16 protein-coding genes are annotated in these 19822 nt (G+C 61.9%); 7 read left to right on the plus strand and 9 right to left on the minus strand.

All coding sequences use genetic code 11. The annotated features are described in order from the left end of the window. The first annotated feature begins 143 nt into the window (after positions 1–143). Positions 144–1595, plus strand: a complete 1452-nt coding sequence (locus VOI23_RS14670; RefSeq protein ID WP_323785664.1) for a 2-isopropylmalate synthase — start codon at positions 144–146, stop codon at positions 1593–1595. 27 nt (positions 1596–1622) lie between these two features. Here VOI23_RS14670 and VOI23_RS14675 read toward each other — a convergent pair whose 3' ends face one another. Both VOI23_RS14675 and VOI23_RS14680 read right to left on the minus strand, forming a co-directional pair. After that, positions 1623–3089, minus strand: a complete 1467-nt coding sequence (locus tag VOI23_RS14675; RefSeq protein WP_323785665.1) for a hypothetical protein — start codon at positions 3087–3089, stop codon at positions 1623–1625. A gap of 139 nt (positions 3090–3228) precedes the next feature. Next, on the minus strand, positions 3229–4227 hold the full coding sequence (locus tag VOI23_RS14680) for an AraC family transcriptional regulator (RefSeq protein ID WP_323785666.1): 999 nt from the start codon (positions 4225–4227) through the stop codon (positions 3229–3231). Between the two features lie 179 nt (positions 4228–4406). On the opposite strand from VOI23_RS14680, the gene VOI23_RS14685 reads away from it, so the two are divergent. Together VOI23_RS14685 and VOI23_RS14690 are read left to right on the plus strand one after the other, a co-directional pair. After that, entirely contained in the window at positions 4407–4865 is a 459-nt protein-coding gene (locus VOI23_RS14685) for a (2Fe-2S)-binding protein (RefSeq protein ID WP_323785667.1), read from the plus strand. A 3-nt stretch (positions 4866–4868) separates the two neighbouring features. After that, positions 4869–7109 carry a xanthine dehydrogenase family protein molybdopterin-binding subunit gene (locus VOI23_RS14690; protein WP_323785668.1) on the plus strand — a complete coding sequence of 747 codons (2241 nt, stop codon included), beginning with the start codon at positions 4869–4871 and terminating at the stop codon, positions 7107–7109. A 38-nt stretch (positions 7110–7147) separates the two neighbouring features. On the opposite strand, the gene VOI23_RS14695 is transcribed toward VOI23_RS14690, so the two are convergent. Beyond that, positions 7148–7840 (minus strand): helix-turn-helix transcriptional regulator, encoded by a 693-nt coding sequence (locus tag VOI23_RS14695; protein WP_323785669.1) that lies wholly within the window; start codon positions 7838–7840, stop codon positions 7148–7150. Between the two features lie 89 nt (positions 7841–7929). Here VOI23_RS14695 and VOI23_RS14700 point away from each other — a divergent pair, with 89 nt between their 5' ends. Continuing rightward, positions 7930–9537 (plus strand): FAD-dependent monooxygenase, encoded by a 1608-nt coding sequence (locus tag VOI23_RS14700; protein WP_323785670.1) that lies wholly within the window; start codon positions 7930–7932, stop codon positions 9535–9537. Continuing rightward, positions 9534–9710: a hypothetical protein gene (locus tag VOI23_RS14705; protein WP_323785671.1), complete on the plus strand. Its 177-nt coding sequence runs from the start codon at positions 9534–9536 to the stop codon at positions 9708–9710. The genes VOI23_RS14700 and VOI23_RS14705 overlap by 4 nt, the downstream gene beginning before the upstream one ends. A gap of 27 nt (positions 9711–9737) precedes the next feature. Here VOI23_RS14705 and VOI23_RS14710 read toward each other — a convergent pair whose 3' ends face one another. The 6 genes from VOI23_RS14710 to VOI23_RS14735 form a co-directional block, all read right to left on the minus strand. After that, on the minus strand, positions 9738–11447 hold the full coding sequence (locus VOI23_RS14710; RefSeq protein WP_323785752.1) for a mechanosensitive ion channel family protein: 1710 nt from the start codon (positions 11445–11447) through the stop codon (positions 9738–9740). A 38-nt stretch (positions 11448–11485) separates the two neighbouring features. Continuing rightward, positions 11486–12241: a hypothetical protein gene (locus tag VOI23_RS14715; protein WP_323785672.1), complete on the minus strand. Its 756-nt coding sequence runs from the start codon at positions 12239–12241 to the stop codon at positions 11486–11488. Positions 12242–12442: 201 nt separating this feature from the next. Then, the gene (locus VOI23_RS14720) at positions 12443–13813 is read right to left on the minus strand and encodes an aspartate aminotransferase family protein (RefSeq protein ID WP_323785673.1); all 1371 of its coding nucleotides are present in this window, start codon (positions 13811–13813) and stop codon (positions 12443–12445) included. A gap of 36 nt (positions 13814–13849) precedes the next feature. Beyond that, positions 13850–15325, minus strand: a complete 1476-nt coding sequence (locus tag VOI23_RS14725) for an NAD-dependent succinate-semialdehyde dehydrogenase (protein ID WP_323785674.1) — start codon at positions 15323–15325, stop codon at positions 13850–13852. A gap of 140 nt (positions 15326–15465) precedes the next feature. Beyond that, positions 15466–15936 (minus strand): Lrp/AsnC family transcriptional regulator, encoded by a 471-nt coding sequence (locus VOI23_RS14730; RefSeq protein WP_323785675.1) that lies wholly within the window; start codon positions 15934–15936, stop codon positions 15466–15468. A gap of 99 nt (positions 15937–16035) precedes the next feature. Further along, positions 16036–16890 (minus strand): IclR family transcriptional regulator, encoded by an 855-nt coding sequence (locus VOI23_RS14735; RefSeq protein ID WP_323785676.1) that lies wholly within the window; start codon positions 16888–16890, stop codon positions 16036–16038. A gap of 116 nt (positions 16891–17006) precedes the next feature. Here VOI23_RS14735 and VOI23_RS14740 point away from each other — a divergent pair, with 116 nt between their 5' ends. Then, positions 17007–18326, plus strand: a complete 1320-nt coding sequence (locus tag VOI23_RS14740) for an aromatic ring-hydroxylating dioxygenase subunit alpha (RefSeq protein WP_323785677.1) — start codon at positions 17007–17009, stop codon at positions 18324–18326. Between the two features lie 30 nt (positions 18327–18356). Then, positions 18357–19814: a glutamine synthetase family protein gene (locus VOI23_RS14745; RefSeq protein WP_323785678.1), complete on the plus strand. Its 1458-nt coding sequence runs from the start codon at positions 18357–18359 to the stop codon at positions 19812–19814. The last annotated feature ends 8 nt before the right edge of the window (positions 19815–19822 follow it).

Consider the following 19822-nt stretch of genomic DNA (forward strand, 5'->3'; position numbering starts at 1 on the left):
TCATGGCCTATCCTGACGATTTACCAGATCAGCAGGCGAGGGAAAGCCGATTTGCGCCAAAACACGTTGTCACCCCCCGGGCTGTCCTCTAGTTTCCCACTTGTTTCAGTACGGAACCGGAACAGCAGCGTCGGGAACACCACATGACGAAGAAGCAGATCGTTTTTGCACTCCTCCTTGGCACCGCAACTCTGGTGGCGGGCATCGGACAGGCGCAGGACAGTCAGGTCCTGACCAAGCAATATGACGATGGCGGCGTCTATGAAGGCACCTTCCGCAACGGGCTGCAGCACGGCACCGGCACCTACCGGTTGCCCAATGGTTACGAATATACCGGCCAATGGGTCGATGGCGAAATCAAGGGCAAGGGCGTCGCGCGTTTCCCCAACGGATCGGTCTACGAGGGCGATTTCGAAAAGGGTAAACCGCAGGGATTCGGCAAGATCGTTTTCACCGATGGCGGCACTTACGAAGGCGACTGGCTGGCTGGCAAGATCACCGGTCAGGGCATCGCCATCTATGCCAATGGTGTGCGCTACGAAGGCGGCTTCTTCAACGCGATGCATCACGGTCGCGGCGTGATGCAATCGCCCGGCGGCTATATCTATGACGGCGACTGGATCAATGGCGTCAAGGAAGGTCTGGGCAAAATCACCTATCCCGATGGCGCGGTCTACGAAGGTCAGGTGCAACGCGGTGCCCGCGAAGGTCAGGGCACGCTGACGATGCCCGACGGGCTGATCTATACCGGGCTGTGGAAAGACGGCCAGATCAACGGCGAGGGCAAACTGACCCAGCCCAATGGCGATGTCTACGAAGGCACCCTTGCCGGCGGGCGCCGCGAAGGCGACGGTCGGGTGACCTATGCCAATGGCGACACCTATGTCGGCGATTTCAAGGCCGATAAACGTCACGGTCACGGCGTGTTCACCGGTGCCGACGGCTACCGCTATGACGGCAACTGGACCGCCGGGCAGATCGAAGGCCAGGGCACAGTCACCTATCCCGACGGGTCGGTCTATACCGGGCAATTCCGCGACGGGCTGGCCGATGGCGCGGGCAAGATCACCTATCCCGACGGCGCCACCTACGAAGGCGAATGGGTCGCCGGGGTGATCGAAGGCCAGGGCAAGGCCAGCTATCCCAATGGGGTCACTTATGAAGGCGGCTTCGTCAACGCCCGCAATCAGGGTTTCGGCATCATGACCTATGCCGACGGTTATCGCTACGAAGGTGAATGGCTCAACGGTCAGCGCCACGGCAGCGGCACCGCGACCTATCCCGACGGCACGATCTACAAGGGCATGTTCGCCGAAGGCCAGCGTGATGGCCGCGGCGAACTAACCATGCCCAGCGGGTTCCGCTATGATGGCGAATGGAAGGCCGGGGAAATTTCAGGCCGCGGCATCGCCACCTATTCCAACGGCGATGTCTACGAAGGCACCTTCCTGAACGGCAAACGCCAGGGCACCGGCACCATGCGCTATGCCACCGGACAGGAAGCCACCGGCACATGGCAAAACGGCGCGTTGTCGGCAGAAGACCCGACCACCGACCCCAGCCCTGAAACCGAAACGCCTGCTGCGGCGGACTAAATCCGCGTTGCAGGTTGCGCAGACCGGTTAGCCACCACGCCGCGCCCGGCGGATCAGCTGCGCGACGGCCAGCAGCACCACCAATCCCAGCAGCCAGATCACCCGGGTCTGATAACGATCATCGACGCCCGACAATGCCCCGGTCACCCCGGCATTCAGCACCAGACCCAGCAGGATCACGATCATCAGGCCCAGCACGCCCTGCGCATCGCGCGGATTGCGCGCGATCAGCACCAGAAGCACCGCACAGGCCAGAAACGCAAACCCGGTGGTGACCTGATAGACCGGGCTCAGCCGGGCAGGCTCGAACGGCACCGCAGGACCGACGCTCAGCAATGGCGCGGGATCGATCAGCGGGGTTTCGATAAAGCCAACGGAATGCAGATCGCCGATGTGATCGATCCGCCAGCGGAAAAACTGCCGCCACGCGTTCCACAGCCCATCACCGATGACCGCCACCGGATCGGCACGCAATACCGCGAATGTAAATCGCATCTGTTCGCCCGACAGCCGCGCCCGCATCTCCGGGCTGGCGGTTTCATAGACCCCCTGTTGCGGATCGTCCGACCACAGCAGAACGTTGCTGTACCATTCACCGGTGCCCGCGCGCAGTTCGGCACCCGGCATCCGGTCCAGATAGGCGCAAATCGCAAACTCCACCGTGGCGCAATTTTCCGTCAGATAATCGAATCCCGGCCCATCTGCCACCAGACGCGCGGTCAGGAACGGAGGCCGTATCGGGGCCGCGCCATAATGGCTTTTGACCATGCCATTGAACCCGGTCTGCCCGGCGACGAACACCGCGATAGCCGCCAACACGGTCAGGATGCCGCGCCGTGGCACACGCCCGGAACAACGCTGTGCAACCGGCACCGCCAACAGCACCAACACCGTTGCCACCAATACGTGACTGACATGGAACAACAGCGTCCCGGTCAGCATCACCGCCCAGAACGCCCGTTGCCCGCGTCCCATACGACCGTCGAACATCATCAGGTTGGCCAGCGCCAAAATCGCCACCCCCGCCGCCAGATCGGGCATCAGGTAATTGCTGTAAACCGCCAGCGGCGTCAGCAGCGCCAGAACCACCGCGATGACCGGCCCGAAATCGCTGCGCCCCAGCACGTTGCGGGTGGTCAGCCCGATCACCCCAAGCACCAATGCCGCCTGTATCAGCACCGGCCCGGCCCCATCCGCCAGCAGCACCCCGATCAGAAGGAACCCGCCAAACCAGGGCGATCTGGCAGACGAAACGGACCCGTCGCCCATTGGCCCGTCTGGAATCTCCACCACCGTCGCGGCGGGGTTGGCGGCCACCGGCAGCATTTTCGCCTCAACCAGCGTCGTTTCGACTCCCAGCGCCAATTGCAACCCGGTCGCCGCCCCTTTCAAATAGGGCGTGGTGTCGGGGAAAACGATCGGCCCCTGAAACATCAAAAGCGGCCAAAGCAGAACAACATAAGCCAGAACCCAGATCAGGCCAGATCGCAGCATCTATATGTCCTTTTGAAATGGGCCGGGGCGCGGTATCGCCCGCGTGCTGAACTTCAAATAAAATTAACCCTATTAAGCGGCCTTTTTCCTGTCAACGCAGCCTTGAACGGACCTGCCGCAAAGCGGTCCGAACATTCCGTCACTGCACCACCTGCCCGCGCGCCTGCATCGGGGTCATGCCGGTCCAGCCCTGAAACGCCCGGTAAAATGAATTCGGGTCACGATAGGCCAGCAAATAGGAAATCTCCTCGACGCTCAAATCGCCCTGCGACAGATACCGCAGCGACAATTCCGACCGGGTCGCATCCAGCACCGATTGAAAACTTTCGCCCTCGGCCTTCAGGTGCCGTTGCAGGCTGCGTTTGCTGATATTGAGCCGGGCACAGACCGCATCGGCCGAGGCATTGCCGCTGGGCAACAGGTCCAGCAGCGTCGTGCGCACCCGGTCGGCAATTGACGCCTCGGCCTGCTGTTCCGCCAATTGCCGGTGCAGGTCGATTTCCAGCATCGCCCAGAAATCATCGTTCTGCGACAGCAACGGGCGTTCGGCATCCTCGACGCTCAGCACCATCTTCGCGATGGTGCCATTTTCCGAAACCACGCCAAAAAAATCGTTGAACGCCTCAAGCGGCCCGCAGCAATGCGGCATATGGATGGCGACAGGCACGATATGTTCGGCGGTAAAGCGGCGGGCGCATTCAAGGAAATAGACCAATTCGAACGCCGCGACACCGGGCGGCATCGCCACTTCAGGGTCGGCAGAGGCGATGGTGATTTCGACCTGCCCGCCGCTGCGCATCAGGTCCAGCCGGATCGGGGCCACCAGCGGCTTGAACAGCGACAGCCGGGTCAAACCGATCTCGATATTGGGACTGCATGAAAACGCCAGGATCGCAGGCACATAAGGGGCTTGGGCGAATTGCCGACCCAGGCTCAACGCCATATCGTCGCGCTTGGCCTCGTCAAACCCGGCCTGCCACAGCGCGTAAAATTCCCGCGCTGTCACGCCCTTGCCTTCATGATCAAGGAAATCCGGTGCCAACCCGACCCGCCGCAGCAGCCGGGTTTCATCCAGTTTCAGCATCGCACAATATTGCCGCATATGCTTGGCGATCGGATAGCGTTTTTTCTGGCTCATCTTCAGGCAGACCTTTCCTCCGGCATCATGGCAAGAATACCCTTTCTGACCATGTCCAAACCATACCATGCCACAGACTTGGCGCAGTTAGTTATAGATTTGGCGTGATATGCGAGTTTTCTAAACCAATTACTGCGCTATCTTTGCAGCAACTACTTATTGCGCCGGGAGGAATGCAGATGAAACTGATCGTGAACGGAACCCCGCACGAAGTCGATATCGAAACGGACATGCCGCTGCTTTGGGTACTGCGCGATGAACTCGGGCTGACAGGCACCAAATACGGCTGCGGTGTCGCCGCATGTGGGGCTTGTACCGTGCATATCGACGGGGTCGCCGTGCGCTCCTGCCAGACCGCGGTGGGCGATGTCGACGGTCCCGTTACCACCATCGAAGGTTTGGGCAACCCCGCCGCGCTGCACGCGGTGCAGGCGGCCTGGGACGAACATCAGGTGGCGCAATGCGGCTATTGCCAGTCGGGCCAGATCATGCAGGCCGCTGACCTGTTGGCCAACATTCCCGACCCGTCCGACAGCGATATCGACGACGCGATGTCGGGCAACCTGTGCCGCTGCGGCACCTATCCGCGTATCCGCGCCGCGGTGAAAACCGCCGCCGCCAAACTACAGGAGGCATAAGCCATGAGCCGCGCAGGAAAAATTGCCCGCCGCACCTTTCTGATCGGGTCCGCCGCCATCGTCGGCGGCGTCGCCTTTGGCGTTTACCGGGTCAAAACGCCTTATGCCAATCCGTTGCAGGACGAACTGGCCGAGGGCGCCGCCAGCTTCAACCCCTGGGTCATGATCGACGCCGACAAGATCACCCTGATCGGCCCCCATGCCGACAAAGGGCAGGGCGTGGCCTCGTCTCAGGCGGCCCTGATCGCCGAAGAAATGGATCTCGACTTCGGCCAGTTCGAGGTCAGCTTCGGCGCCCCGGACAAGGCTTATTGGAACACCGCCATGGCCGGCGAAGGCGTGCCGTTCATGTCCACCAATGAAAGCTTCTCTGCCGAAACCATGCGCGACGTGATGTCGGGCGCGCTGAAACTGCTGGGGATGCAACTGACCGGCGGGTCCAGCACCATCCCCGACAGTTTCGACAAGTTGCGCCGCGCCGGGGCAATGGCGCGCGAAACGCTGAAACTGGCAGCCTCGAAGCAATCCGGTGTGCCGGTGGCGCAGTTGAAAACCGCGCATGGCGCGGTGCAACTGCCCGACGGAACGGCGCTGAAATACACCGAACTGGCCACCATCGCCGCCACGCTGGACCCGGTGCGCGATGTCACCCTGCGCGACCCGGATCAGTGGCGGCTGATCGGCAAGCCGATGCACCGGCTCGACATGACGGCCAAGGTCACCGGCACCCAGACCTACGGCATCGACCTCGAAGTCGACGGCATGGTCCATGCGGCGGTGAAAATGAACCCGCGTCAGGGCGGCGCGCTAAATGGCTATGACGACGCGGCAGCGAAAACCATGCGCGGTGTGCAAAAAATCCTGCCGATCACTGGCGGCATCGCGGTGATCGCCGACAACACATGGCGTGCATTTCAGGCGGCGGCAGTGGTCGATTGCGACTGGGGCCCCGCCCCCTACCCCGCCGAACAGGCCGATCACTGGGCTGAAATCTCGGATTCCTTCATCGAAGACCGGCTCGACAAGACATGGCGCGACGACGGCGCGGTCGAAACCGAACTGGAAAAAGGCACGGTCGTTGCGGCCGAATACCGCTCGCCTTACGTGGCGCATCAACCGCTGGAACCGCTCAACGCCGTGATCAAAGTGACCGATGACGCGGTCGATGTCTGGGCCGGGCACCAGATCCCGCGCCAATTGCAACAGATCGTCAGTCAGATCACCGGCCACAAAGCGGCTCAGGTCCGGTTCCACAATCAATTCATCGGTGGCAGCTTCGGTCACCGTCTGGAATTCGAATTCATCAAGCAAGCCGCCGAAATCGCCAACCTGCTGCGCGGCACACCGGTCAAGCTGACCTATCTGCGCGAAGAAGATTTCGGCCACGATTTCCCCCGCCATATCGCCATGGCCCGTGGCCGGGGCACGGTGGCAGATGGTAAAGTGGTGGCGATGGATCTGGACATTGCATCGCCCTCGGTGATGACGTCGCAAATGGGCCGCGCCAAAATGCCGATGGCCGGACCGGACATGCAGATCGTGGCCGGGGCATGGAACAATCCCTATGCGCTGCCGCATCTGCGGGTGCGCGGCTACCGGGTGCCGGAACTGGCGCCGGTCTCGTCGTGGCGGTCGGTCGGGGCCGCCGGGGCCGGGTTCTTCTTTGACAGCTTTCTCGATGAACTAATCCACCGGGCCGGGGCCGATCCGATGGAAGAACGAATCCGCCTGATGCAACATGACCTGTCGCGCAAGGTGCTGGAAACGGTGGCCGAAATGTCGTCCTGGGGCGGTGATCTGGCCCCGAACAAGGGCCGCGGCGTCGCCTTTGTCGAAAGCTTCGGCGTGCCCACAGCCGAAGTGGTCGAAGTGACCAATACCGACAACGGCATTCGCATCGACAAGGTCTGGATCGCTGCCGAAGTCGGTCAGGTTGTCGATCCGGTCAATTTCGAAAACCTTGTTCAGGGCGGTGTAATTTTCGGCCTTGGTCACGCGATGAACAGTCAAATCACCTATGCCGATGGCATGGCGGAACAATCCAATTACTGGGATGCCGAAGGGATGCGGAATTACCAATGCCCTGACATCTTTGTCAAAGGGTTGGAAAACGGGCCGCATGTGCGTGGTATCGGGGAACCGCCCATCCCACCTGCCGCGCCCGCTCTGGCCAACGCGATCTTCGCGGCCACCGGCCAGCGGCTGCGGGCGATGCCGTTCAATCAGGGCATTGATTTCGTCTGATCGCGCTTGGGGCGGGCCCGGCTTTGCCCCGGCCTGCCCTACCTGCCGCAGATGGCGAACAATCCCGCCCGCGACGTGATGCCCAGCTTGCCATAGGCGCGTTTGCGATAGGTCACCACGGTCGATGCCGCGACCCCCAGATCGGCGGCGATCAGATCGGTCTTGCGCGCCGACAGGATACCCAGACAGACCGCGCGTTCACGCGTGCTCAACACCGCCAGCGGTGCCGGTATATCGCTTTGCGCCGCGCGTTCGAAATGCATCAGCGCCAATCGTCCGGCCAGCCGGGCCAGATCGGGCGCGCATTCCGCCCCGTCGCCCGTGTGATACAGGCTGACGAACAGCCGCAGCCGGTCGCCCACCGCCACCATCGTCGTCTTGGCCGCCAATCCCGGCGCGCCGAAGAATACCCGCCGGTATTCCGTTCCCATCCGCGGCGCGAGGTCCTCCAGCCGGTGCAGCGTGACCGTCCCCACGTCCGCCTTGCGCAGCTCGGGCAGCAACGGGTCTTGCAGGAACCAGCCGTCGAGATAGGTCGCCGCCAACCTCCCCGCCAGCGCCCCATGGCTGAAATGCCGCGACAACAGGCACTGCGCCCGGTCGTCCCCGATGGCAAAAACCATGATCTGGTCGACCCCCAGCGTTTCGACGAAATCGGCAAATACCAGCGCGAAATCATCGCGCCCAAGCGCGGCGAGGCAGGTGTCGATATGCTGTGCAAGCGTGGTCATGGGACGGTCTTAGCATGTCCTCCTACAAAGGGGACAGACAGACAGCCCACCGGTTCTGTACAACAGTGCCCAAACCACAGGAGCAGATCATGAGACCAGCCGGACGCGCCGAAACGGACTCGCTTTATTTCAACTACCCGCATTTCGATCCGCCCGCCGCGCGGGATCGCCTGACCGACCCCACGCCGGTCGCCATTGTCGGCGCCGGCCCGGTCGGCATGACCGCCGCGCTGGCTTTGGCGCGCGCGGGTATCGCCTCGGTTCTGCTGGACGCCAAGGACAGCTTCAACGACGGCAGCCGCGCGATCTGCGTCGCGCGCCAGTCCTATCACATTCTCGACCGGCTCGGCGCGGTCGCTCCCTTCCTTGAAAAATCTCTGGGCTGGACCACCGGGCGCAGCTTCTACCGCGGTCGTCAGATCCTTGAATTCGACATGCCCGACAGCCCGCGCGAAAAATACCGCCCGATGTATAACATCGAACAGCAATATATCGAACAATACCTGTGGGACGCCATCGCGCTCGAACCTCTGATCGACGCCCGCTGGCAAAGCGAAGTCACCGGGACAGAAGACACCGAGGATGGTGTGCGTCTAACCGTGCGCGACCCCAAGGGCAGCTATGACATCGCCGCCGATTGGCTGCTGGCCGCCGACGGGGCCCGCAGCACCGTCCGCACCCTGCGCGGGCTGCGCCTGAAAGGCGACAATTTCGAAGGCCGCTATGTCATCGCCGACGTGCAGATGGATCACGATTATCCCACCATCCGCCGGGCGCTGTTCGACCCCGATTGCAGGCGCGGCGGCACCATCCTTGTCCATAAACAGCCCGATAATATCTGGCGCATTGATTACCAGCTGCGCGACGGCGAAGACGCAACCGATGCGATCCGCGAAGAAAACGTGCGCGGTTCGGTGGCCGCGGTGCTGGACGAGCTCGGCTATAGCGGCGACTGGGATCTGGAATGGTGGAGCATCTATTCCGCCAACACGCTGGCTTTGGACGATTACCGCGACGGGCGGGTTTTCTTCATCGGTGACAGCGCCCATATCGTGCCGATCTTTGGCGTGCGCGGGCTCAATAACGGCATTGCCGATGCCGACAATATCGCATGGAAACTGGCTCGGGTGATTCAGGGACAGGCCGGACCGGCGCTGCTGGACAGCTACACGCCAGAACGGCGTGGAGCCACGCTCGATGTGTTTGCCAACGCATCGAAATCGGCGCGGTTCATGACACCGCCGACCAAAGGCTGGGCGCTGATGCGCGACGCAGCACTGAACCTCGCGCTGGACCACCCGTTTGCCGGGGAACTGGCCAACCCGCGCCAGATGACCCCCTATAGCTATGCCGACAGCCCGATCGTGTCGCCCGACGACCCGGGGTTTGACGGCGGACCGGTGCCCGGCGCGCCACTGCCCGAAGCCCGGGTCGATGACGGTTTCCTGTCTGACCGGCTGGGTTCCGGGTTCAGCCTGATCGCCTTTGATCCCGCGCTCGGCGCCGATCTTGCCGATCCCGACCTCGCCCATGTGGTGCTGTCCCCCGGATCAGAAGCCGCCAAGGTGCTGGCTGCCACCGCGTCGACCGCCTATCTTGTGCGGCCCGATGGCCATATCGCCGCCCGCTGGGCCGATGCCAGCCCCGCCGCAATCCACCACGCCTTCGCCCTCTCGACCGCAGGAGAAACCGCATGACCCCCGTTGATGTCGAAACCGTCTACGAAGCGCTTGCCGAACAGCTTGATGCGGTCGGGGATAAAAGCGACCTGTTCCTTGCCAAGCTGGCGCTGCTGCTGTCCCACGATATCGGCGACGCTGCCCGCGTCTGCACCCGGATTGCCGAAGCGGCCCGGAACCTCGACGCCTGAAAACCGGCCTGACCCTGCCCCGTCGGGTCAGGCCCCGGCGTCGCCGTTGCGGCGGCCCAGCGTTTCGATGGCTTCGGCCAGCCGTTCCAGCCCCTTGAGATTGACATCGCGCTGCGGGAACGGGATTTCGATCCCGGCTTTGTTCAGCGCGGAATAGACCCGGAACAACAGGTCCGACTTCACCCCCATTACCGTGCTCACATCATGCAGGAACACCCGCAGTTCGAAGTCCAGCGCACTGTCGCCAAGCCCGACGAACAAAACCGACGGCGCGGGAAAACTGATGATCCGGGAATCGTCCTTCACGGCCTCTTCCAGAATAGTGCGCACCGCGTCGACATCACTGCCATAGGCGACACCGACGGGCAGAACCAAACGGCCGTCACTGCCAGCAAGCGTCATGTTCTTGACGCTCCCCTCGATCAGCGCGGCGTTCGGAACCACCACATCAAACCGGTCGAAGGTTTCGATCCGGGTCGACCGGACGGCGATTTTTTTCACGATGCCGGAATGCCCGGCAACTTCGATCCAGTCGCCCACCTTAACCGGCCGTTCGACCAGCAGGATAATCCCCGACACGAAATTCGAAACCACATTGCGCAACCCGAAACCGATACCGACGGACAAGGCGCCAAAGACCACGGCTAGGCTGGACAGGTCGATCCCGGCAGACGAAATGGCGATCAAACCGGTCAATGTCAGCCCAAGATACCCCAACCCGGTGATCAGCGACGCCTGCGCACCCCGATCCATTTTCGTTCTGGGCAGAAGCGTCTGGCGAAACAGGCGCTGCGTCCACCGGGTCACGACCAGACCCATCATGAAGACGACGACCAGCGTGATCAGCATCGTCAGCGACAACCGCATATCGCCCACTTTCACGCCTTCAGTCAGCAACCGCCAGACTTCGGAAATATCGGTCAGACGGGCCCCCCAGATCAAAGCGAGAAGCGGCAAAACCCCAAATATGATCAACAGCGAAACCACCAGCGGCAGCACGAACGCACCCTCGGCTTCGTCTTCCGTTATCTCGCCGACCGCGTCCCGGACCAACGAAATCAGAAGACGCCGGAAATACAGCGCCGCCGCCAGCACACCAAGCGTAAAGATCATCGGAACGGTGGCCTGCCGCGCCAGATTGACAAAGCCCAGCGCCGAAGCAACGACAGCCACGATGGCGGCAATCTGAATCAACCGGGCAACAATCCAGATAAGGTCACCGACAATCGCGCCTTCTGTGGGGTCGGCACCCGTCGTATCGGTGCCAGGCGCTGCGGATTTTCCGGCGTTGATATCAAGCAAAAGCCGGCCCAGACGCCAAAGCGGAACAGCGCCGATCACAATTATGAACGTGGCTATGATCGCCCGCGTCTCGGGGCTGACGCGATAGGCCGTTTCCGCCACCACCAGCAGCGCCTCGATGGCGACAAAGAACCCGAGCCCAAGCGTCAGCCGATACCCGCGAAGGGCCTGTTCCGGGTCGATATCGAAAACGCCCGGCGTCCGGCCTTTGCCGCCAAAAACGGTGAATCCCAGAATATGAGCGACGAAAAGATAGGTCAGGAACATTGGCAGCGCGGTGATCAACCCCTGACCCCGCTGCATTTTCAGATCAAGCATGAGTGGCGCGATAAACAGCAGACCCAGCCCGACCGCTGGCACGATCAGCCGTATCGCGAAAATGCCAAAAACCATCAACCGGCGGCGGGATTTGTTGGTTTCCCTTTGCAGTCCCATCTCGGCGCGGCGTGAAATCCACGGGCTTACCACGAAAATCAACACGAACCCGGCCACAGCCAACCCGACGGCAACCGGCAAATAGCTCCACAACCCGCCCGCCTCTGCCCGCAGTTTAAACGCCAGTGAAATATCCCCGGCGAAATCGGCAACCCGGCCGGACAATTCTTCGGGCAGTCCAGTCCAGTTTGACGGCAGGATCGGCGGCGGCGATTGCCGCAACATTTTTCGGTCTGGCTTGCCCGCAGCTTCGTATCCATTTCACGCACAAGGAACTGGGCGCGTTCAAAGGCTTCCTGGGCGGCAAGGATGGGCGCATTTGCCGTCGACAATTGTTTTTTGATTTCCAGCCGACGTTCGGCGATTTCCTCGGCTTCCGTTTCTCCTTCGGGCGGCGGCGGCCCCAGCGCATCCAACTGCGCCTGCAACGCCCGCGCGGCGAGGCTGCCCTTTTCGGAAAGGTCAAAAGCGGCATCGCGCTGTAGCGCCAGCGTCTTGCGCAACTGTTCAAGAACAGACTCTGTCGGACTGTCCAGCTCCAGCAGCCTCTGCGCCTCGGCTGCCGTTTTGTCCCATGTCGAGAAAGGTTCGTTGAAGACCGGGCTGTCCTGCGCCGCAAGCGGCGGCGCAAAGACCATCACGATCACGACCAACAGCAACGCAAACCATGCGAACGGATGTTTCAACACCTGCGCGGAACGCTTCCGCTTCGATCCTTGCTTGCCTGTCTTCACCGATCCCCCCATCCTGGACATCTTGCGCCCGTTGTGTTCCCCGGCGATGTCCCGGTTCATCGTCACAGGTCAAAACCGGCGACCAAGCTGAAATCCTTTCTGAGCAAATTAGCCTGAACGGCTGCAACGGCAATATCAGGGCACGGACCGGCCAACCTGCATGGGCGCCTGCTGTCCCGATCCCCAAAAAAGTGGCCCGGCCATCGGCCGGACCACTTTGGAATTCTTGATCTGCCGCCGCGCAGTACGGCCCGGCCAATCCTAGCCCAGAACTTCGGCCACCGCCTCTTTCAGTTTGCCCGCGATCTCGTCGGCTTCTTCCCGGGTCAGACAGAACGGCGGCGCAAATCCAAGGATATCGCCCTCCGGCATGGCGCGCGAAATGATCTTGCGGTTCAGCAGTGCCGCGTTGATCCTTGCCCCCACCGTCTTGGCGGGATCGAAATAGGTCCGGTCGGTCCGGTCTTCGACAAATTCCACCGCGCATAGCAAACCCTCGCCCCGGACTTCGCCGACATTGGGATGATCTCCGACCGCATCCATCAACGCCTGTTTGAAATAGGCCCCGGTTTCGCCCGCATTCTGCACCAGCTTCAGATCGTCCAGCAGCTTGAGATTGGCAACCCCCGCCGCCGCGCCGATCGGATGCGCCGAATAGGTCCAGCCGTGACCGATCGCGCCGTTTTCGTCGGTGCCCTTTTCCAGCACCTTCCAGACCTTGTCCGACAGGATCGACCCCGACAGCGGCGCATAGGCCGATGTCAGCCCCTTGGCGATGGTGATGATGTCGGGTCTGATGCCATAGTGATCCGACCCGAACATCGACCCAAGCCGGCCGAACCCGGTCACCACCTCATCTGCGATCAGCAAAATATCATGGCGGTCCAGAACCGCCTGAATCGCGGCCCAATACCCTTCGGGCGGCGGCACCAACCCGCCGGTGCCCAGCGCCGGTTCGCCGATGAAGGCGGCGATGGTGTCAGCGCCTTCGCGTGCGATCAGCGCTTCCAATTCGGCCACGCAATGGGCAACGAACTGTTCTTCGGTCTGATCCAGATCGTCGCGGCGGAAATAATACGGCGCTTCGGTATGCACCACCTGGCTCAGCGGCAGATCGAATTTGCGGTGAAACAGCCCCAGCCCGGTCAATGATCCGGTCATCAACCCCGACCCGTGATAGCCACGCCAACGCGAAATGATCTTCTTCTTCTCGGGACGGCCCAGAATATTGTTGTAGTACCAGACCAGCTTGATGTTGGTCTCGTTCGCATCCGATCCGCTCAGCCCGTAATACACCTTGGACATGTTATCCGGTGCCCGGTCGAGGATCATCTTGGCCAGCGTGATCGACGCCTCGGTGCCATGCCCGACATAGGCATGGTAATAGGCCAGTTCCTTGGCCTGCTCTGCAATCGCCTCTGCGATTTCGGGGCGGCCATAACCGACATTGACGCAGTAAAGCCCGGCAAAGGCGTCCAGCAACCGGTTGCCGTCGCGGTCCTCGATATGACATCCCGACCCGCCGGTAATTATCCGCTGCGGCAGGTTTCCACGGGCGAATTCCGCCAGATGGGTCGAGGGATGGAAAAAATTATCACGGTCCCAGGCTTCCAGTTGATCGTTCTTCAGCATCTTTTTGTCCTTGTCCTTTAACTTCTCACGCCCACATCACGACCAGTCGCGGCAGACGTATTTGATCTCCATGAATTCCTCCATTCCGCGCCGCGCCCCTTCGCGGCCCAGACCGGATTGCTTGGTGCCCCCGAACGGGATCGGCGCGCCGGTGACCTTGGTGCGGTTCACCGCCACCATGCCGTATTGCAGCGCCCGGCTGATCCGGTAGATCCGTCGCGGGTCATGGCTGTGCAGATAGGCGACCAGCCCGTATTCGGTGTCATTGGCGCGCGCCACCACCTCGTCCTCGCTGTCGAATGGCAGGATCGCAGCGACCGGGCCAAAGGTTTCCTCGCGCAGGATCAGTGCGTCGTCGGGCACATCGGTCAGAACGGTCGGTTCGTAAAACAGCGGCCCGGCGGCGTGGATTTTGCCGCCGCAGGCCAATGTCGCCCCCTTGGCCAGCGCATCGGCCACATGTTCCTGTTGCTTGGCGACGGCGTTTTCATTCATCAACGGCCCGATATCGGGATCGTCGATGCCCGCCCCGACCGTCAGCGCCTGCGCCGCTGCGGTGAAACGGGCGCAGAAATCGTCATAGATCGGCCGTTCGACGAATATCCGGTTGGCCCCCAGACAATCCTGCCCCGAGGTGGCGAACTTGGCCTTGATCGCCTCGGCAACGGCATGGTCCAGATCAACCCCCTTGAACACGATGACCGGCGCATGACCGCCCAGTTCCAGCACCAGCTTCTTCACCGTGTCGGCCGAATTGCGGTATAACAGCCGCCCCACCTCGGTCGATCCGGTGAACGACAGCGCCCGCACCCGATGGTCTGCGGTCCAGGGCGGCACCACGGTCGGTGCGTATCCGGTCACCACGTTGAACACACCGGGCGGAAACCCCGCCCGTTCTGCCAGTTCGGCCAAGGCCAGCGCCGAAAACGGGGTTTCGCCCGACGGATGCGCCACCACGCTGCACCCGGCGGCCAGCGCCGCCGCCGCCTTCCGGGTCAGCATCGCCATTGGAAAATTCCACGGCGTGATCAACGCCACCACGCCGACCGGTTCCAGCCACAGCTCGACCTCGGCACTGTGCAGATGGCTGGTGACCCCTTCGATATTCGGGCGCTTGGATTCCTCGGCATAGAATTCGACAAAGGACGCACCATAATCGATCTCGCCACGCGCTTCGGACAAAGGCTTGCCCTGCTCGGCCACCATGATCCGTACAAGGTCTTCCTTGTGCGCGACAATCAGGCCGAACCAACGGCGCAGGATGTCGGACCGTTCCTGCGGCAACATCCCGGACCAGCCCGCGAACGCCGCCTGCGCCGCGTCGACCGCCCCGACGCTTTCGCCTGTCGAAAGCGCGGCAACCTCACCGACCAGCGCACCATTGGCCGGATCGGTCACACGCAGCACCGCGCCATCCGCCGCACCGGTCCATTTGCCGCCGATATAGGAAAACGACCGGACAAGCTTGCCATCGCTCACCGCGATTCCGGTCTGCTGGATGTCTTGGATCATTGGATACCTCGGCTGAAACAGGGTTTCGCATTCAGCCCGAGGTTAGCGACAATGTGGCAGAGGAAGTATTTGTTCTGATTTGCTCAAGCAGGAAAAATGGCAACATGGCGGGGCTTTGGCAGAAGAATTATCTGCAAAGCTCACGGCAGCGGATCGGGTACGTTCTTGACCGACTTGGTGACGATATAACCGAAATACCGTTCGATCCCGACATTGCGGTCCAGCAAATCGTCCATCAGCCGCTGATAGGCATCCACATCCGACACCACGACCCGCATGATATAATCAATGCCGCCGCCAGTGGCCCAGCAGGCCTGCACCTGCGGCGCGTCCCGTATCGCGGTTTCGAACAGGCGGAAATCGTCGGATTTATGACCGACCAGCGTGATTTCGACCAACACCTCCGTCACCGGCGCGATGGCGCGAATATCGACCATCGCGCGATAGCCGGTGATCAGCCCGGCATCTTCCAGTTTCTTCAACCGTTCCCAGCACGGGCTGGGCGACAGGTTCACCCGCTCTGCCAGCTTGGTCTTGGTGATCCGGCCATTGATCTGCAATTCGCGCAGGATCGCGATGTCATAGCGATCTATTTTCACGGCTTTCGACATTGGCTCCCCTGTTTTCGCAACTGCTCCTGCGCTGGCCTATCCGGTTTGCGGGGGATTTTGAAACAAAACCTCTCCTGTCCGCATCCGGCGGTGCAGGGGTCAATGATCCGCTGCCGGGTCCCCGGACAAAACGCCGGTGCGGTCCAATTGGGCCGCACATTGCTGCAACAGGCCGATATCGCGCGACAGTGTCTTGGCGTCTTCAAAACGGTCCATCGGCGCAGAAATCCCGATCACGAAACGGCAGCGCCCCGGACTGCCGACCGGAACCGCCAACCCGGCAACCCCCGCCTCGAACTCCCCCCGGACAAGCGCATATCCCTTGTCGCGGATTTGATCGACATCGGCGCGAATGGCATCGCGGTCCATCAGCGTGGTGCCGGTGTGGTGGGTCAAAGGGTCCTGTGCGATCAACCGGCGGGCGACATGCGGCGGACCAAAGGCCAGCAAACCCCGCCCGATCGCCGTGTGCAGCAGGGGCAACCGGCTGCCGACGGTAAAGCCCAGAGACACGGTTGAATCACGCAAGGTCGACGCGGCCACATAGATCGCGGCGTCCCCGTTTAGGCTCGCCAGCGAAATCGCCAGACCAAGCTCGGCTGCGAAATGGTTCAGGATCGGCTGAACCGCCGTCCCGACATTGTTGGACCGCAGATAGGCCCCGGCATGGCTCAGGACACGCGACGTCAACACAAAGCCGCGCCCGACTTTTTCCAGATACCCGGCATCGACCAGCGTGATCACCAGACGCCGGACCGACGCCCGATCCAATCCGGTGACCTGCACGATATCGGGAATGCTGCGCTGCCGGGTGTGTTCATCGAAGGCGGACAGCACCCGCAACCCCTTGGCAAAGGTCGTGGAGAGATCGCGCTCGGCATACCAGCGGTCCGGGGCGGGGTCGGTCATACACGGGTCCAGTTCGGCTTCGGTCAGGCTCTGCGGCGTTAGCAAGAGTTTGTCTTGACAGCAACGCCGCGCTGCCAGATGCTTCATTATACGACCTTATGCGCGATATATGACCAAAACAACCCATATGCTGCCCACCCCAAGACAAGAAAGCCCAGCCGATGATCAGCCAAGCCCTGAACGACACCCTGACCAAAACCGGCCCCGGAACCGAAGCCGGAGAGGTCATGCGCCACTATTGGCAACCTGCGGCCCTGTCGGATGAACTGACTGGCGACCGCCCGGTCGTGCCGGTCAAGCTGCTGGGCGAAGATCTGGTGCTGTTTCGCGACAGCGAAGGCCAGTTGGGGCTGATCGGGCGCGGCTGCCCGCATCGCGGCGCGGACCTGTGTTTCGGCCGGCTGGAAGATAACGGCCTGCGCTGCCCGTTCCACGGCTGGCATTTCAACCGCGACGGCCAATGCGTCGAACAGCCGGGCGAACCCGAAGGGTCCCGCATGCATGAACAAATCCGCAACGTGTCTTACCCCGTTGTCGAAAAGAACGGCATCGTATTTGCCTATATGGGCCCGGGCGATCCGCCGGAATTTCCCAATTACGACTGTTTCCGCGCCCCCGACACCCATGTCTTCGCGTTCAAGGGCCTGTGGGACTGCAACTGGCTTCAGGCGCTCGAAGTAGGCATCGACCCGGCCCATGCGTCGTTCCTGCACCGCTTCTTGCAGGACGAAGACCCTGCCGACAGCTATGGCAAGCAATTCCGCGACAAGGCCGCCGATACCGACATCCCGATGACCCAGTTGCTGCGCGACTACCCGCGCCCCGACATTTCGGTCGAACCGACCGAATACGGCCTGCGGATCATCGCGCTGCGGCATCTCGAAAACGGCAAAACCCATGTGCGCATCACCAATCAGATCTTCCCCGAAGCGATCTCGATCCCGATGTCGCGTGAAATGATCATCACCCAATGGCATGTGCCGATCGACGACGAAAAATGTTATTGGTATTCGATGTTCACCAGCTTCGACAAACCCGTCGACAAGGACCTGATGCGCGCGCAGCGGCTCAAGGAACACCGCCTGCCCGATTACGCCCCGCTCAAGAACAAATCCAACAATTATGGCTTCAATCCCGACGAACAGCGGCGCGAAACCTATACCGGCATGGGGCTGGATATCAACGTGCACGACCAATGGGCGGTGGAAAGCCCCGGTGCGATTTTTGACCGCACCAAGGAACATCTGGGTAAAACGGATGTGGCGATCATCCACTACCGCCGGATGCTGCGGGCCGCGATTGCCAGCCTCAAGGATGGCAAGGCCGATGAGCTGCCGATGCTGGGGGATGTCGACCCCAAGACCGTCTATGGACCGATTTCCAACGACACGATCGGCACCCGCGAAACGTGGAAAGAATCCTCTGAAACCAGTGACCGCGCGCGCCGCGAGGCTTGCACTGGCTGGGACGCTGTTGTCTGATCGCCGGAACACGTCCGAAAGGCCCATCACATGACGGATTACAAAACGTCCATCGCTGGCGGCACGCTGGCCCGTACCGGTTTGCTGGACGCCGCCGCGGTGGACGCCGCCGCAGCCCTGTTGCAGCAACTGGCCGACAGTCAGGTCGAAACCGTGCGCGTGCTGTTCACCGATCAGCACGGCATCCTGCGCGGCAAGACGCTGGTGGCAGACGCGCTTCCATCGGTCTTTCGCAGCGGTCTCAACGCCCCGTCCACACTGCTGCTGAAGGACACCGCGCATAAAACCGTGTTTCCGGTCTGGTCCGCCGACCCCGGCGTCGATGGCGGCATGGGCGGCGCGGGCGATATCCTGATGATCCCCGATCCGGCGACGTTCCGCATCCTGCCCTGGGCACCGCATTCGGCGTGGATTTTGTGCGATACCCGGCTCAAATCCGGCGACGCCATCCCCTTTGCCCCGCGCGACGTGCTGAAAACCGCGATGGCGCGGCTGGATGCCCAAGGGCTTGCCCTGATCGTCGGGCTCGAAGTGGAATTCCACGTCTTTTCTGTCGAAGATCCGCAGCTGGACCACTCCAACGCGACCATGCCGGGACAACCGGTCACGACCCGCAACCTGACGCAAGGTTATCAGTTCCTGACCGAAACCCGCTATGCCGAAGCCGAAACCCTGCTGGACGAACTGCGCCGCAATTGTCAGGCCCTCGGGCTGCCGGTCCGGTCGATGGAAATCGAAATGGGGCCAAGCCAGTTCGAATTCACCTTCGACCCGGCCGACCCTTTGACCCATGCCGATAACATGGTGATGTTTCGCACGATGGTGAAACAGGTCTGCGCCGCCAAGGGCCTGCATGCGACCTTCATGTGCCGCCCCAACCTGCCCAATGCCGCCGCCAGCGGCTGGCATCTGCATCAATCGGTGGTCGATACGCACACAGGCGAAAACCTGATGATCCCCGATGCAGGCGGTGAACTCACAGCGCTGGCCAGCGGCTGGATCGCCGGGCTGCTGGACCACGCCGCCGCAAGCTGCCTGCTGACCACGCCAACGGTCAATGGCTACAAACGCTACCGGCCGCATCAACTGGCCCCCGACCGCATTCAGTGGGGCCGCGACAATCGCGGCGCGATGATCCGCGGATTGATGGCTCCCGGCGACACCGCCTCGCGGGTCGAAAACCGGGTCGCCGAACCGACCGCCAACCCCTATTACTTTTTCGCCAGCCAAATCCTGTGCGGCCTCGATGGCGTGACCCGTGGCGCGCGCGCCCCCGCTCCGGTCGAATTGCCTTATGATGCGGAGGCGCCAACCCTGCCCGACAGCCTGCTGGCCGCCATTCAGGCCTTCGAAACCTCGGCCTTCTACCGCGAAACGCTCGGTGACCTGTTCGTCGATTATCTGACCCGCATTCGCCGGGCCGAATGGCAGCGGTATCAGCAAACCGTTTCGGAATGGGAACAGGCCGAATATTTCGGCATCTACTGATCCCCCAC

Origin of the sequence: Thalassovita sp. (genome assembly GCF_034670005.1) — a bacterium.
In the GTDB taxonomy this organism is placed as follows: Bacteria; Pseudomonadota; Alphaproteobacteria; order Rhodobacterales; family Rhodobacteraceae; genus Thalassobius.